At 73.3% G+C, this 12,885-nt stretch carries 18 protein-coding genes; 10 read left to right on the plus strand and 8 right to left on the minus strand.

The window, feature by feature from the left end; genetic code table 11:
- The first annotated feature begins 122 nt into the window (after nt 1–122).
- The 6 genes from DEI97_RS14050 to DEI97_RS14075 all read left to right on the plus strand — a co-directional run bounded on the left by DEI97_RS14050 (nt 123) and on the right by DEI97_RS14075 (nt 6,527).
- The gene (locus DEI97_RS14050; RefSeq protein ID WP_111074471.1) at nt 123–1,205 is read left to right on the plus strand and encodes an NADH:flavin oxidoreductase/NADH oxidase; all 1,083 of its coding nucleotides are present in this window, start codon (nt 123–125) and stop codon (nt 1,203–1,205) included.
- A gap of 140 nt (nt 1,206–1,345) precedes the next feature.
- On the plus strand, nt 1,346–2,644 hold the full coding sequence (locus DEI97_RS14055) for a sensor histidine kinase (protein ID WP_111074470.1): 1,299 nt from the start codon (nt 1,346–1,348) through the stop codon (nt 2,642–2,644).
- The gene (locus DEI97_RS14060) at nt 2,626–3,333 is read left to right on the plus strand and encodes a response regulator (protein WP_111074469.1); all 708 of its coding nucleotides are present in this window, start codon (nt 2,626–2,628) and stop codon (nt 3,331–3,333) included. The genes DEI97_RS14055 and DEI97_RS14060 overlap by 19 nt, the downstream gene beginning before the upstream one ends.
- Nucleotides 3,334–3,456: 123 nt before the next feature.
- Nucleotides 3,457–4,338 (plus strand): ABC transporter ATP-binding protein, encoded by an 882-nt coding sequence (locus DEI97_RS14065; RefSeq protein WP_111074468.1) that lies wholly within the window; start codon nt 3,457–3,459, stop codon nt 4,336–4,338.
- Nucleotides 4,335–5,435, plus strand: coding sequence for an ABC transporter permease (locus tag DEI97_RS14070; RefSeq protein ID WP_111074467.1), 1,101 nt, complete (start codon nt 4,335–4,337; stop codon nt 5,433–5,435). Before DEI97_RS14065 ends, DEI97_RS14070 begins: the two co-directional genes overlap by 4 nt.
- A gap of 117 nt (nt 5,436–5,552) precedes the next feature.
- Nucleotides 5,553–6,527, plus strand: a complete 975-nt coding sequence (locus tag DEI97_RS14075) for an AraC family transcriptional regulator (RefSeq protein ID WP_181439198.1) — start codon at nt 5,553–5,555, stop codon at nt 6,525–6,527.
- Here DEI97_RS14075 and DEI97_RS14080 read toward each other — a convergent pair.
- The 5 genes from DEI97_RS14080 to DEI97_RS14100 all read right to left on the minus strand — a co-directional run bounded on the left by DEI97_RS14080 (nt 6,520) and on the right by DEI97_RS14100 (nt 8,478).
- Entirely contained in the window at nt 6,520–7,119 is a 600-nt protein-coding gene (locus DEI97_RS14080) for a TetR/AcrR family transcriptional regulator (protein ID WP_111074465.1), read from the minus strand. The two genes, DEI97_RS14075 and DEI97_RS14080, sit on opposite strands and share 8 nt — an antisense overlap.
- 1 nt (nt 7,120) lies before the next feature.
- Complete coding sequence (locus DEI97_RS14085) at nt 7,121–7,285, minus strand: hypothetical protein (RefSeq protein ID WP_181439197.1); 165 nt, start codon at nt 7,283–7,285, stop codon at nt 7,121–7,123.
- Nucleotides 7,282–7,446: a hypothetical protein gene (locus DEI97_RS14090; protein ID WP_181439196.1), complete on the minus strand. Its 165-nt coding sequence runs from the start codon at nt 7,444–7,446 to the stop codon at nt 7,282–7,284. Before DEI97_RS14090 ends, DEI97_RS14085 begins: the two co-directional genes overlap by 4 nt.
- A gap of 87 nt (nt 7,447–7,533) precedes the next feature.
- A complete protein-coding gene (locus DEI97_RS14095) occupies nt 7,534–7,731 on the minus strand; it encodes a hypothetical protein (protein ID WP_146248101.1) in 198 nt (65 codons plus the stop codon).
- Between the two features lie 249 nt (nt 7,732–7,980).
- A complete protein-coding gene (locus tag DEI97_RS14100; RefSeq protein ID WP_111074463.1) occupies nt 7,981–8,478 on the minus strand; it encodes a DUF1990 family protein in 498 nt (165 codons plus the stop codon).
- A gap of 102 nt (nt 8,479–8,580) precedes the next feature.
- Between DEI97_RS14100 and DEI97_RS14105 the strand changes: the two genes are divergently transcribed.
- Nucleotides 8,581–9,222, plus strand: coding sequence for an SDR family oxidoreductase (locus tag DEI97_RS14105; RefSeq protein WP_111074462.1), 642 nt, complete (start codon nt 8,581–8,583; stop codon nt 9,220–9,222).
- Nucleotides 9,223–9,328: 106 nt separating this feature from the next.
- Here DEI97_RS14105 and DEI97_RS14110 read toward each other — a convergent pair whose 3' ends face one another.
- Nucleotides 9,329–9,886: a TetR/AcrR family transcriptional regulator gene (locus tag DEI97_RS14110; RefSeq protein WP_111074461.1), complete on the minus strand. Its 558-nt coding sequence runs from the start codon at nt 9,884–9,886 to the stop codon at nt 9,329–9,331.
- Between the two features lie 59 nt (nt 9,887–9,945).
- On the opposite strand from DEI97_RS14110, the gene DEI97_RS14115 reads away from it, so the two are divergent.
- On the plus strand, nt 9,946–11,238 hold the full coding sequence (locus DEI97_RS14115; RefSeq protein ID WP_111074460.1) for an MFS transporter: 1,293 nt from the start codon (nt 9,946–9,948) through the stop codon (nt 11,236–11,238).
- Here DEI97_RS14115 and DEI97_RS14120 read toward each other — a convergent pair.
- Entirely contained in the window at nt 11,138–11,470 is a 333-nt protein-coding gene (locus tag DEI97_RS14120; protein WP_111074459.1) for a hypothetical protein, read from the minus strand. The two genes, DEI97_RS14115 and DEI97_RS14120, sit on opposite strands and share 101 nt — an antisense overlap.
- An 82-nt stretch (nt 11,471–11,552) precedes the next feature.
- Here DEI97_RS14120 and DEI97_RS14125 point away from each other — a divergent pair, with 82 nt between their 5' ends.
- Nucleotides 11,553–11,867, plus strand: coding sequence for a DUF7882 family protein (locus DEI97_RS14125; protein ID WP_110904197.1), 315 nt, complete (start codon nt 11,553–11,555; stop codon nt 11,865–11,867).
- Nucleotides 11,864–12,163 (plus strand): hypothetical protein, encoded by a 300-nt coding sequence (locus DEI97_RS14130; RefSeq protein ID WP_111074458.1) that lies wholly within the window; start codon nt 11,864–11,866, stop codon nt 12,161–12,163. The genes DEI97_RS14125 and DEI97_RS14130 overlap by 4 nt, the downstream gene beginning before the upstream one ends.
- Nucleotides 12,164–12,186: 23 nt before the next feature.
- On the opposite strand, the gene DEI97_RS14135 is transcribed toward DEI97_RS14130, so the two are convergent.
- Nucleotides 12,187–12,879 (minus strand): alpha/beta hydrolase, encoded by a 693-nt coding sequence (locus DEI97_RS14135; protein ID WP_111074457.1) that lies wholly within the window; start codon nt 12,877–12,879, stop codon nt 12,187–12,189.
- Nucleotides 12,880–12,885: the final 6 nt, after the last annotated feature.

A 12,885-nucleotide genomic window follows, 5' to 3' on the forward strand; every position in this document is an offset into this window, starting at 1 on the left:
GGACGGGCTGCGGCCTTCCCGGGGCTGCACCCTTCCCGGGTCTGCACCCTTCCCGGGCAATCGGTACGACGACAGTCGTACTGTGGACGAGCCCACGAACCGAACAACCGGGAAGGACCCGCGTGACCCACGCACTCTTCGACCCCATCACCCTCCGCGGACTCGAGATCCGGAACCGCGTCTGGATCCCGCCGATGTGCCAGTACATGGTCGAGGCGCAGGACGGCGTCCCCACGCCCTGGCACCTCGTGCACCTGGGCGGTCTGGCCCGCGGCGGTGCCGGCGCAGTGGTCGTCGAGGCCACCGGCGTCGTCCCCGAGGGCCGCATCAGCCCGCAGGACCTCGGCCTCTGGAACGACGAGCAGCGCGACGCGTTCCGGCCGATCACCGACTTCATCCACAGCCAGGGGGCCGTCGCCGGCATCCAGCTCGCCCACGCCGGCCGCAAGGCCTCCACCAGCCGCGAGTGGGGTCCCACCGCGGGCGGCGGCAACGTCGCGCCGGAGCAGGGCGGGTGGCAGCCGGTCGGCCCGTCGCCGGTCGCGTTCCCCGGCCTGCACGTCCCCACCGAGCTGACCGTCGAGGGCATCGCCGACGTGGTCCGGGCCTTCGCGGTCGCCGCACGCCGCGCCGTCGACGCCGGCTTCGACCTGCTGGAACTGCACGGAGCCCACGGGTACCTGCTGCACGAGTTCCTGTCGCCCCTGTCGAACGAGCGCACCGACCAGTACGGCGGCTCGCTCGAGAACCGCGCCCGTGCCCTCCTCGAGACGGTCGACGCCGTCCGGGCCGAGGTCGGCGAGGACGTCCCGCTCGTGGTCCGTCTGTCCGCGACCGACTGGGTCGAGGGCGGCTGGGACCTCTCCGAGTCCGAGCAGCTGTCCGCCTGGCTCGGCGAGCACGGGGTCGACCTCGTGTCGGTGTCGACCGGCGGCAACGTCCAGAACGCCCCGATCCCGGTCGGCCCCGGCTACCAGCTGCCGTTCGCGACCGCGATCCGGCAGGCCACGGGCGTGCCGGTCGCGGCCGTCGGGATGATCGACGACCCGTTCCAGGCGGAGCAGATCGTCGCCCTCGGGCAGGCCGACGTGGTGCTCATCGGGCGGGGCGCGCTGCGCGACCCGAACTTCCCGATCCGTGCCGCGCAGGCGCTCCGGGTGGACCTGCCGTACAAGCCGGCACCGTACGAGCGCGCCTACCGCTGATGCGCGCGAGGTGACGGACGGGAGGCCCGCACCACGGCCTCCCGTCCGTCGCCCTCCACAGGTGGCCGGGTCCCGACCACCGTCCACAGGTCGGTGTCGCCGCGGCGGCCCTGCCGACATGAGCCGCTACCGTGGTCCCCATGACGGGCACGGGGGTGACCGCCGGGGACGGACCGGCGCGCAGCGAGGAGTGGTCGCGGCTACCGGTGGGGCGGCGCGAACACCGGCAGGACGCGGTCCTGGCGCTCGTGCTCGCCGCCGCGCTCACGGTGTCGATGACCCTCTACGGCGCGATCGGCCTGTACGACGACCCGGCTCCGTGGTGGGTGTCCGCGCTGATGGTCGTCGCGAACGCCGGACCCCTGGCCTTCCGCCGGCGTTTCCCGATGTCGGTCGCCGTCGTCACGGCGCTGGCCTTCGCCGCGACCCAGCTCCTGCACGTGCCAGAGGGGCTGTTCCTCAACTTCACGCTGTTCATCGCCCTGTACACGGTCGGTGCCTGGTGCTCCGACCGGACCCGCGCCGAACTGGTGCGCTGGGTCCTCATCCTCGGCATGTTCGCGTGGGTGTTCCTGGCGATCGTGTTCCGGTGGTCGGTGCCGAGCGCGCTGCCCGACGACGGTGACTCGGCGATCCCGCCGTACGTGGCGAACTCCCTGCTGGCGATCGTCATCAACCTCGTGTACTTCGGCGCGGCCTGGTACTCCGGCAACCGTGCCTGGACGGCCGCGGTCGCCAAGCACGACCTCGACGAGCGCACCGTCGAGCTGGCCGCCGAGCGGGAACGGTCCGCGGCGCAGGCGGTCGCGCTCGAACGGGTCCGGATCGCCCGCGAACTCCACGACGTCGTCGCCCACCACGTGTCGCTGATGGGCGTGCAGGCCGGTGCCGCCCGACGGGTGCTCGAGCGCGATGCGGAGCAGGCCGCCGCGTCCCTCGCCGTCGTCGAGGACAGCGCCCGGACCGCGGTCGAGGAACTCCGCCGGATGCTCGGCACCCTCCGCCAGACCGACGCCGACGGGCACACGCTGCCCGCGGACGCGCCGAGCACCGAGGGGCTCGCGCGCCTGCCGGAGCTCGCGGCCGCCGCGACGACCGCCGGGCACGCGACCGGCTTCAGCGTCGTCGGCGACGAACGCGCCGTCCCGCCGACCGTCGCCTCGGTCACCTACCGGATCGCCCAAGAGGCGGTGACGAACGTCCTCAAGCACGCCGGCCCGGACGCCCGCGCCGACCTGCGGCTGCGCTACCTGCCGGACGCCCTCGAGCTCGAGGTGACCGACACGGGTGCCGGGGCACGGGCCTCCCGGTCGACCGCGGGCAGCGGACTCGGCCACGTCGGGATGCGCGAGCGCGTCGACGCGGTCGGCGGACGGATCGAGATCGGGCCCCGAGCCCGCGGCGGCTACCTGGTGCGGGCATGGCTGCCGACGGCGTGATCCGGGTGGTCCTGGCCGACGACCAGGACCTGGTGCGGGCGGGCTTCCGGGTGATCCTCGAGTCCGAACCCGGCGTGCGGGTCGTGGCCGAGGCCCGCGACGGTGCGGCAGCGGTCGCGGCCGTCGCCGAGCACCGCCCGGACGTGGTGTGCCTCGACGTGCAGATGCCCGGCGTCGACGGGCTCGAGGCGGCACGGCGGATCACCGCGACGGACGACCCGCCGGCGGTGCTCGTGCTGACCACGTTCGACACCGACGAGTACCTGTTCGACGCCCTCGCGGCCGGTGCCAGCGGGTTCCTGCTGAAGAACGCCTCCCCCGAGAAGCTCATCGAGGCGGTGCGGACCGTCGCCGCCGGGGACGCCCTGCTCGCCCCCGACGTGACCCGGCGGGTGATCAGCCGCGCGACGACGGCGAGCGTGCCCGTGGTGACGCCGGCTGCCGAGCCGCCGACCGTCAGCCCCGAACCCTGCGCGGCTCCGGTGCCCGGCCTGACCGAGCGTGAGACCGAGGTGCTCCGGCTGCTCGGACGGGGACTCAGCAACGCCGAGATCGCCCGGCTGCTCTTCGTCGGGGACGCCACCGTGAAGACCCACGTGTCGAACGTGCTGCAGAAGCTCGGCCTGCGCGACCGGATCCAGGCCGTCGTGTGGGCGTACGAGAACGGCGTGGTCCGCTCCGGCGACTGACCTGGCCTCCCCCGCGCGGCGGAGACGACGCCGGCGCGATCCCCGTCGCGTGTGGGAGGCACCGAACCGCCCGCTCTCGTAGCGTCGGAGGCGCAGCGACGGCCGCTGCGGAAGGGACCCGCCATGCTCAGCATCGAGGGAGTGACCAAGCACTTCGGCGAGCGCCAGGTGCTCGATGACGTCGGCTTCACCGTCGGCCGCGGACGGTTGACCGGGTTCGTCGGCGGCAACGGCGCCGGCAAGACCACCACCATGCGCATCATGCTCGGCGTGCTCGACGCCGACAGCGGCACGGTCGCGATCGACGGCGTCCCGATCGGCCCCGCCGACCGACGTCGGTTCGGGTACATGCCCGAGGAGCGCGGCCTCTACCCCAAGATGCCGGTCGCCGAGCAGGTCACCTACCTGGCGCGGCTGCACGGCGTCGACCGCCGGACCGCGGCCGCCCGGACGACCGAGCTGCTCGAGCGGCTCGAACTCGGCGCGCACGCCACGGACCCGGTGGAGAAGCTCTCGCTCGGCAACCAGCAGCGGGTGCAGGTCGCCGCGGCCCTGGCGCACCGACCCGAGGTCCTGGTGCTCGACGAGCCGTTCTCCGGGCTCGACCCGATGGCCGTCGACACGGTCCTCGGCGTCCTCCGCGAGACGGCGGCGGACGGGGTGCCGGTGCTGTTCTCCAGCCACCAGCTCGACGTCGTCGAACGGCTCTGCGACGACGTCGTCGTGATCGCCGGCGGTCGGATCCGGGCCGCCGGGCCGCAGGACGAGCTCCGTCGCAACGCCGGTCCCGCCGCGTGGGAGATCCTGGTGGCGGACGACGTCGCCTGGCTCCGCGACGAACCCGGGGTCACCATCCGGGCCTTCGACGGCGGGTACGCCCTGTTCGAGGCGGACGAGTCCGTCGCCCAGACCGTCCTGCAGCGCGCGGTCGCCCGTGGCGGAGTGGCGTCGTTCGGCGCGCGGGTTCCCCGGCTCAGCGAGGTCTTCACGGAGGTCGTCCGATGAGCGCCGTCCAGCGCGGCATCCTGCAGCGCAGCACCGTCGACGCCGTCCGGCTCGTCACCGTGCGGGAGATCCAGGCCCGGCTCCGCAGCAAGGCATTCGTCGTCTCCGCGGTGATCCTGCTCGTGATGGTCGTGGCGGGCATCGTCGTCGCGGGCATCGTCGGGAAGTCGACGGCGAACGCGACGACCCCGGTCGCCGTGGTCAGCGGGGTGACCCTGCCGAGCTCGGACGGGCTCGACGTGACCAGGACGTCCGACCGTGCCGCGGCCGAGCAGCTCGTCCGTGACGGCGAGGTGGACGCCGCGATCGTCCCCGACGGCGGGCAGCTCGGCTTCCGTGTCGTCGGCCTCGACAGCGCCCCGACCGACGTCGTCCAGGCGCTCAGTGTCTCGCCCGAGGTCGACCTGCTCGACCCCGGCGCCCTGCCGCCCGGTCTGGTGTCCCTGGTGGGCATCGCGTTCGGTGTGGTGTTCTTCGCCTCGGCCGTCACCTTCGGCCAGTCGATCGCGCAGAGCGTCGTGGAGGAGAAGTCCACCCGGGTCGTGGAGATCCTGATGGCGGCGATCCCGGCTCGGGCGCTGCTGGCGGGCAAGGTGATCGGCAACAGCGTGATGGCGCTCGGCCAGATCGTGGCGATCGCGGTCGCGGCCGCCGTGGCCCTGGCGGTGACCGGGCAGGACAACCTCTTCACGCTGCTCGGCCCGAGCGCGCTCTGGTTCGTCGGGTTCTTCGCGGTCGGGTTCGTCCTCATCGCGGCGCTGTTCGCGGCCTCGGCAGCACTGGTGTCCCGGCAGGAGGACGTCGGCAGCGTGACCACCCCGGTGATGATGCTGCTGATGATCCCGTACTTCCTCATCGTGTTCGCCGCGGACGACCCGACGATCCTCGGGATCATGTCGTACGTGCCGTTCAGCGCTCCGATCGGCATGCCGGTCCGGATCTTCCTGGGAACGGCCGAGTGGTGGGAGCCCCTGCTGTCGCTGGTCGTCGTCGCGGTGTCCGCCCTGGTCGTCGTGCTCCTCGGTGCGCGGGTCTACGAGAACGCCCTGCTCCGCACCGGTGGCCGGGTGAAGCTGGCCGAGGCGATCCGCGGCTGACCCGCGGTGATGCGGTGACGCGGTGATGGTCCGCAGGACGCGGCCGGTCGGTCCCCCGTGGCGGTTCCCGGACACCGGGCTGCCACGGGGGACGGCCGTCGTGGGATGCTTCGCCTGATGCCGATCGACGACGCGATGCCGGTGCGTCTCGACGTGACGGGGACGGACCTCGGAGAGGCCGCGAGCTTCATCGCGGACCTCTACGGTGCCGACCTGCACGTCGGGCCCGTCACGACGCCGTTCTCGTTCCGGTACGTCGCCCTCGGCGACAGCACGATGTCGCTGCACACGTCGCAGTTCGCCGGTCACGTCGACGGGGACCTGCCGCCCTCCGACGCCGTCATCGTGCAGTGGCTGCAGTCCGGGTCCTCGCGGCTCGACACCGGGGGCACGGTGCTCGAGATGGAGCCCGGCATCCCCGTGCCCCTGCTCCCCGACCGCACGTTCTCGTTCGCGATGGACGACTACGAACAGCGACTCGTGCACCTGTCCCGCGAGGCCGTCGAACGCGTCGCGGCCGAGCAGGGCGCCGACCTGTCCGCCGGGCTGCGCTTCGACCACCTGACCGCACCCTCCGAGCAGTCCGTGCGGACCTGGCACAACACGGTGTCCCTCATCTCGCACACCCTCCGCGACGGGACGCCCGGGCGGCTGCTGCACGCCGAGATGGCCCGGCTGGCGGCGGCGTCCCTGCTGGAGATGTACCCGCAGCAACGTCCGGTGCGTCGGCGCCCCGAGGGCACCGCGCTGTCGGTGCACGTCCGCGCGGCCGTCGAGTACATCCAGGACCACGCCCGGATGCCGATCACGACGAGTTCCCTGGCGCGCCACCTCGACGTCAGTCTGCGCGCGCTGCAGGAGGCCTTCCAGCGGGACCTGCAGACCACGCCGAACGCCTACATCCGGCAGGTCCGCCTGGACCGGGTGCGCCAGGAGTTGCTCGTCTCCGACCCGACCGCCGTCTCGGTGCGCGAGGTCGCCGCGGCCTGGGGGTTCGCTCACCTCGGACGCTTCGCGCAGCAGTACGCGGCGGAGTTCGGCGAGAGCCCGAGGGACACGCTCGAACGGTCGGACGAGCTTCGGCCTAGATGAAGTCGGTGTGCGCGCTGGGCGCGTAGGCCGTCATGAGGGTGGCCGCCGCGAGCCGGGCGGATCGCGCCGGGCGGGTGGTGCGGTGGATCGCCGACTCGACCTTGGCGCCCTCGACCAGCAGGGAGAGCGCATCGGCCACGTGCACGGGCAGACCGGCGCGACCGGCGAGGGCGTGCAGGTGCGCCTCGATGCCGCGCAGGTGTTCGTGGGCCAGCGCGGCGACGCGGGACTCGGAGCGGCCGAGTTCGCCGTAGCCGTTGATGAACGCGCAACCGGTCCAGGTCGGGTCACGGAAGCAGGCCTCGAGGTGCGCGAACACGGTGAGGATCTCGTCCCGGGCATCTGCGGCTCCGAGGGCGGCCTCGGCGAGCCCGTCGTTCCACTGCGCGTGCCGGTGTTCCAGCACGGCGACGACGACGTCGATCGGGTCCGGGAAGTACGCCCGGACCGTGTCCGGGTCCGTCCCGGCGAGCGTCGCGACGGTGGCGTGGTCGAGGCCGGCGGCACCCTCGGCGGTGAAGACCCGGTCGGCGGCGTCGACGACGCGAGCACGGTCCCAGCGGTGCGGTTCGTGCTCGACGTCGACGCCCACGTCAGATGGTCGTCGTCGTCGTGGTGCGGAGCGCGGTGCTCCGGGCGGTGCGCTCGGCACAGAGTGCCTCGAGGCGTCCGAGGCGGGCCCAGACGACCCGGTGGTCGGCACTCAGCCCGGACGAGTCGGCCGTCACGCGGACCGGTCCCTGCTCGAAGGCGATCACGCGGCGGCCTGGAAGAAGTCGGCGTACGTCGGGTCGGTGCTGACACCGATGCCGAGCCGGCTGATCACGATCCGGTCGATCTCGAGGGGCGAGGACATGCCTCGACGGTGCCACTCCAGCGGGTCGGAGCGGAGTTCCTGCATCAGGGTGGAGTCACGCACGGAGGGCCTCCTGTTCGCGCATCAGCGCGGTCATGTCGATGGGTTCGGTCAGCGCGACGACGTCGTACGGCGCTGGTGCTGCGGTGATCACGAGGCGACCACCAGGGCGATCACGGCGAGCGTGAACGTGCTGACGGCGGCGAGGCCGACGACGAGCGCGCTCGCGGTCAGGATGCGACCGCGGGTGGCTTCTCGGACCTCGGTGAAGGCCTCGGTGCGCGTCGGCCGGCGGAGGGCCGGGCCGCCGGCGAGGGGTGTCGGGATGGCGGTGATGGTGGCGGGCATGAGCGTCGCCTCCTCTGCAGGGACCTCGTTCGGTCCCACGTCGACCGGGGCGACCGCTGCGGCCAGGCCACCGCGGATCGCGGGGGATGTCGGGGCACGCGGGATGGTGTTCGTCCTGGTGTCTCCGACGCTACGACACCCGCTCGAGCGGACACGAACGCGTCCGCGGATCCGCGAATCGCGACGGATCCGGGCCGCGCATCCCGACCGGGGGCCACGCCCCGACCCGCGCAACGCAGCGCAGCGCGTTCAGCGGAGCGCGCGCCGGTACCGCCAGCGGACGACGACCTGCGCGGCACGGAGCACCGGGAACACCAGTGCCCAGGCGCGGGTGGTCGACGGCCGGGTCAGGGACCGCAGCGTCAACCAGACGGTGTCGCCGTCGCGGCTGACGATGAACGACTCCTCGCCGTCGACGGGGTGGCCGGGCAGGGTCCGGTAGGCGAACCCGACCCGGTCGTCGGTGCGCACCACCGCGACGACCTCGACCGGCTCCCGCACGACGACCGGGCCGATCCGGAAGCGCACCTCGAGCCGCCGGCCCGGCTGCACCTCGACGTCGTCCGGCACCGAGAAGCCGCTGCGGGTCTTCACACCCCAGCGGAGCACCGACCGGGAGGCCCGCTCCCACGCCGCCTCGCCGGTCCCGACCGCGGACCGCCGCTCGTACCGCCGGTGGGTCGGCGCGGTGGGTCCCCAGACGGCGGACGCGGGATCCGTCCGCGCCGTCCCCTCGTCGCTGCCCATGCCGGCCATCCTGCCCGAGTGCCGTGCCCGAGGACGCGGGACGACCCTCCCGGCGGGTCGCCGACCACCCCGTCATCAGGGCCCGCGCGTACCGTCCACGTCATGAGCAACGCCATCATCCTCGGCGGCCACGGCCGCGTCGCCCTCCTCACCGCGCAGCTCCTGACGGGCCGCGGCGACACCGTCTCGTCGGTCATCCGGAAGGCCGAGCAGCAGGACGACGTCCGCGCCACCGGTGCGGAGCCCGTCGTCGCCGACATCGAGCAGCTCGACATCGCCGGCCTCACCGACCTGGTCCGCGGCCACGACGCGATCGTCTGGGCAGCCGGCGCCGGCGGGGGTTCCGCCGAGCGCACCTGGGCCGTCGACCGGGACGCCGCGATCCGCTCGATGCACGCCGCCCTCGAGGCCGAGGTCCAGCGCTTCGTCCTCGTCTCCTGGTCGGACGCGGGCCTCGGCCACGGTGTCCCCGAGGACGACGACTTCTTCGCCTACGCCGAGGCGAAGACCGTCGCCGACGCGGTCCTCCGCGACTCGGCGCTCGACTGGACGATCGTCGCCCCGAGCACCCTGACCGACGACGACGCGACCGGCTCCGTCGAGACCGCCGACCCGTCCTCGAGCATCGCCCGCGCGGACGTCGCCGCGCTGGTCGCCGCGTCCCTGCACGACGACGCGTCGGTCGGCAAGACCTTCCGCGTCAACACCGGCGACGTCGCGATCGAGCAGTTCGTCCGCGACTGAGCCCCAGCGTCTCCGTTCCTTGCGAGACGCCTCCGACCTGCCGAGACGCCGCCGGATCCGGCGGCGTCTCGCGCATTCGGCGGCGTCTCACGGAGACGGGCCCGCCTCAGGGCAGCAGCGCCGTGGCCACCGCCCGCGCGGTCGCGGTGTCGTCGGCGTCGCCCCGGAGGCGCATCGCCAGCGCCCCGGAGACCACGAGGAGCAACCGGTCCGCCAAGCCGTCCGCCTCCCCCACCCCGACCAGGGGCACCGTGGCGTCGTGCAGCCGTGACCGCAGCGTGGCCGTCTCGTGGTGCAGCACCACGGTGATCTCGTCCGGAGCGTCGGCGTACTCCGACGCCGTCCCGAGGAACGCGCACCACCGCGACCCGGAGGGCGTCGAGCGGAAGGCGTCGAGCGCGTCGAAGACCGCGAGCGCCCGGCCACGGTCATCGGACGCGCGGGCGAGCGCCTCGTCCCACACCCGCAACCACTCGTCGTGCCGTCGCTCGAGGGCGGCGGCGACCAGCGCCTCCTTGCTGGCGTACCCGCGGTAGAGCGTGGCGGCGGAGACCCCGGCACGTTCGAGGACGGCGTCGATCGGGGTCGCGGCGATGCCCCGTGTGAAGAACAGCTCCTCCGCGGCGTCGAGGAGCTTCCGCTCGGTTCCTGGACGCATCGTCATGCCTGCACCCTAGGCTCTGAAAAGAGAAACGTACGTTTTCGTTCTTCGCCACGCCCGCCGTGCTCATCGGCAGCGGCACGGCCCTCGTCGCGGCGACCTACGGTCTCGTCCGGCTGGCCTACGGGCTGTTCCTGCCCGACGTGCAGGACTCGATCGGCCTCGGCGACGGACCCGCGGGCTGGATCGCCTCGGGGTCCTCGGTCGTCTACTGCATCGGCGCGCTGGTCGGCTTCGTGCTGGCTCCGGCGCGCCCACGTACCGCGGTCGTCCTCGCTGCGCTGACGGCCGGACTCGGAGTCGCCGGGATGGCAGCGAGCACCACCCCACTCGTGTTCGGCACCGCCGCGGTCGTCAGCTCGGCGGGTGCCGGACTGGCGTCGCCCGCACTCGTCCGGCTCGTGCAGCGGGACCTGTCGGCCGAGCGGGTGAACGGGGCGCAGGCGGTGGTCAACTCCGGCACCGGGCCCGGCCTCGTCGCCGCGGGCGTCCTCGCCCTGGTGCTGCTGCCGGACTGGCGGGTGGCCTGGGCGGTGGCCGCCGTCGTCACGGTCACCGCCGGGGCCGCCGTCCTGCTCGCCGACCGAGCCGCGGCACCGGTGCCGACGGGGACCGGGCCCACGACGGGGACGGGGAGGGCAACGGACACGGAGCGCCGCCCGAGCCCCGTCCCACCCCGGGCGTGGTTCGCCGCCCACCGCGGCCCGGTCCTGGTCGCACTGCTCCTCGGTGCCGGCTCGGCCGCGGTCTGGACCTACGGCCGCACCCTGCTCGTCGACGCCGGCGCCCCGACGGTCCTGTCGGTGGTGGCGTGGATCGCCCTGGGCACCGGAGGCGCGACTGTCGGCCTCACCTCGCGGTGGCTCGGACGCCTGCCGGCCCACACGGCGTGGGCCCGCACGGCGGCGGCGGTCGCCCTCGCCACCCTCGGCCTCGGTCTGGCCGCGCAGCTGCACGGCATCACACTGGCCGCGGTCGCCCTGGTCAGCTGTGCGCTGTTCGGCTGGGGCTACACCGCGGCGACGGGCGCCCTGATCTCGTGGACGACCGAACTCGACCGGGACCGCGCGGCATCGGGTACCTCGGTGCTCTTCGTGGTCCTCGTCCTCGGGCAGGCGCTCGGTGCGGCCGTAGCGGGCAGCGCGCTCCCCGCCGTCGGCGCGGGCCCGGTGTTCGTCGTCGCAGCGGTGGTCGTCGCACTCGGGGTGGTCCCGGCGCTCGCGGTGGTCCCGGCGCTCAGGGGGCTCCCGGCACTCAGAAGTCCTCGCCGATGTCCGGCACGTCGGTCATCTCCGCGTTCCACGCCGGCCGAGCCGGCTGGAGACGCAGCGTCTCCGCCTCGAGGTACTCGATGACCTGCTGGTCGAACGGCTCGTCGGCACTGTCCGGCACCGGCGTGGAGAAGATCTCGCTCGCCGGCCCGATGAGCAGGTGCGCGTAGACCGTGCCGCCGCCCTCGGTGAGCACCGGGATCTGCACGACGTCGGACGTCCCCGCCACAGCCAGGGCACGGCAGTAACGGAGGAGGGCCTTGCAGGTGCGGTCCCCGGTGAGGATGTGACTGTCCACGTAGTGGATACGGCGCATGTCGGCCAGGCTGTCGGACGGCTCCTGGGGGACGTTTAAGATCGGCCGGAGCCGGACAGACGGCGCGGAAGGACACACCACCATGGGCAAACTCGTCTACGACTCCACGTTCACCGCCGAGTTCGACGACCGCCTGCTGACGCACCTGCAGATCGTCATCGGGATGAAGCTCCGGCGTGGTGAGTCCTTCATGTTCTCGTGGAAGGACGACGTCGAGCTCGGGGACGGCCGGACCGCGATCTGGCTCGACCGCTCGATGCCCCTGGTCTTCCGGTACTCCGGCAGCCGCATCCCCGCCGTGAACCGTGCCTGGGTCGAAGCGCTCGGCCTGACCGCCGGGTCGTCCGCGGGCCTCCGCATCGTGCCGGAACCGACCGACTCCGGAGACACCCTGTGAAGCGCACGGTCCTGACCTACGGCGGCACCCAGTACACGATCGCGAACGAGGACACCGAGACCGTCCAGGCGCGCATCGACGCGGGCCTCCGGGAGCACCCGTTCATGTGGCTGCAGGTGAACTACGGCGACGGCCGGGCGACCCCCGCCATGCTGCTCATCTCCCCCGCGACGCCGGTGGCGATCATCACCGAGCGCGACGTCGACGAGCAGGACGAGGACGGCTCCGTCGCCCGCTACCTGCTGCCGGAGCAGACCCGCCCGGCGTCGATCGAGATCGGCCCCACCGAGCACTAGCGGCTCCCGAGCCGAACGGCGCGTCAGGCGACGAGGGGCGACAGCACGTCGACCACCAGGTCGGGTCGGGTGATGAACGGGTGGTGCCCGGTCGGCAGGTCGACCGACCGGGAGGCCCGCCTCGCGTGGTCCCGCTGCAAGCCGATCGAGGTGCTCCGGTCCGCCGTGCACACCAGGTAGGTGGAGTCGACGCCCTGCCAGCCCGCGGCCGTCGTCGGAGTGCCGAGGGCCACAACGGACTGGGCCGCCACCCGCTCCCAGGCCGCGCGCTGCACGGCGTCGCTGGCGTCCTGCAGGAAGCGCGCGCCGAACCGCGCCGCGTCGCACCCGTCGACGGCGACGAGGCCGTTCCCCACGTCGGCCACCGCGACCGGGTCCGGCTCGCCGGCCATGATCTGCGCCTGCGCCAGCCCGACGTCCGGCAGGTACGACGAGACGAGCACGAGGTACCGGACCGCCGGGTGCGCCCCCGCTTCCGCGATCACCGTGCCGCCGTAGGAGTGCCCGACGAGGACCGCGTCGTCGACCTCGTCGAGGACCGCGCGGAGTGCTGCGGCATCGGCTGCGAGACCGCCGCGCTCCTCGGTCTCACCGCAGGACGGCAGGTGGACCGATCGGCTGCGGACACCGGTTCGTTCCTCGAGGAGGGCAGCGGTCGGCTGCCACCACCACTGCCCGTCGCGCACGAGTGCGCCGTGGACGAAGACGACTTCCATCGATGA

The sequence above is a fragment of the Curtobacterium sp. MCLR17_032 genome, assembly GCF_003234795.2.
Classification (GTDB): Bacteria; Actinomycetota; Actinomycetes; order Actinomycetales; family Microbacteriaceae; genus Curtobacterium.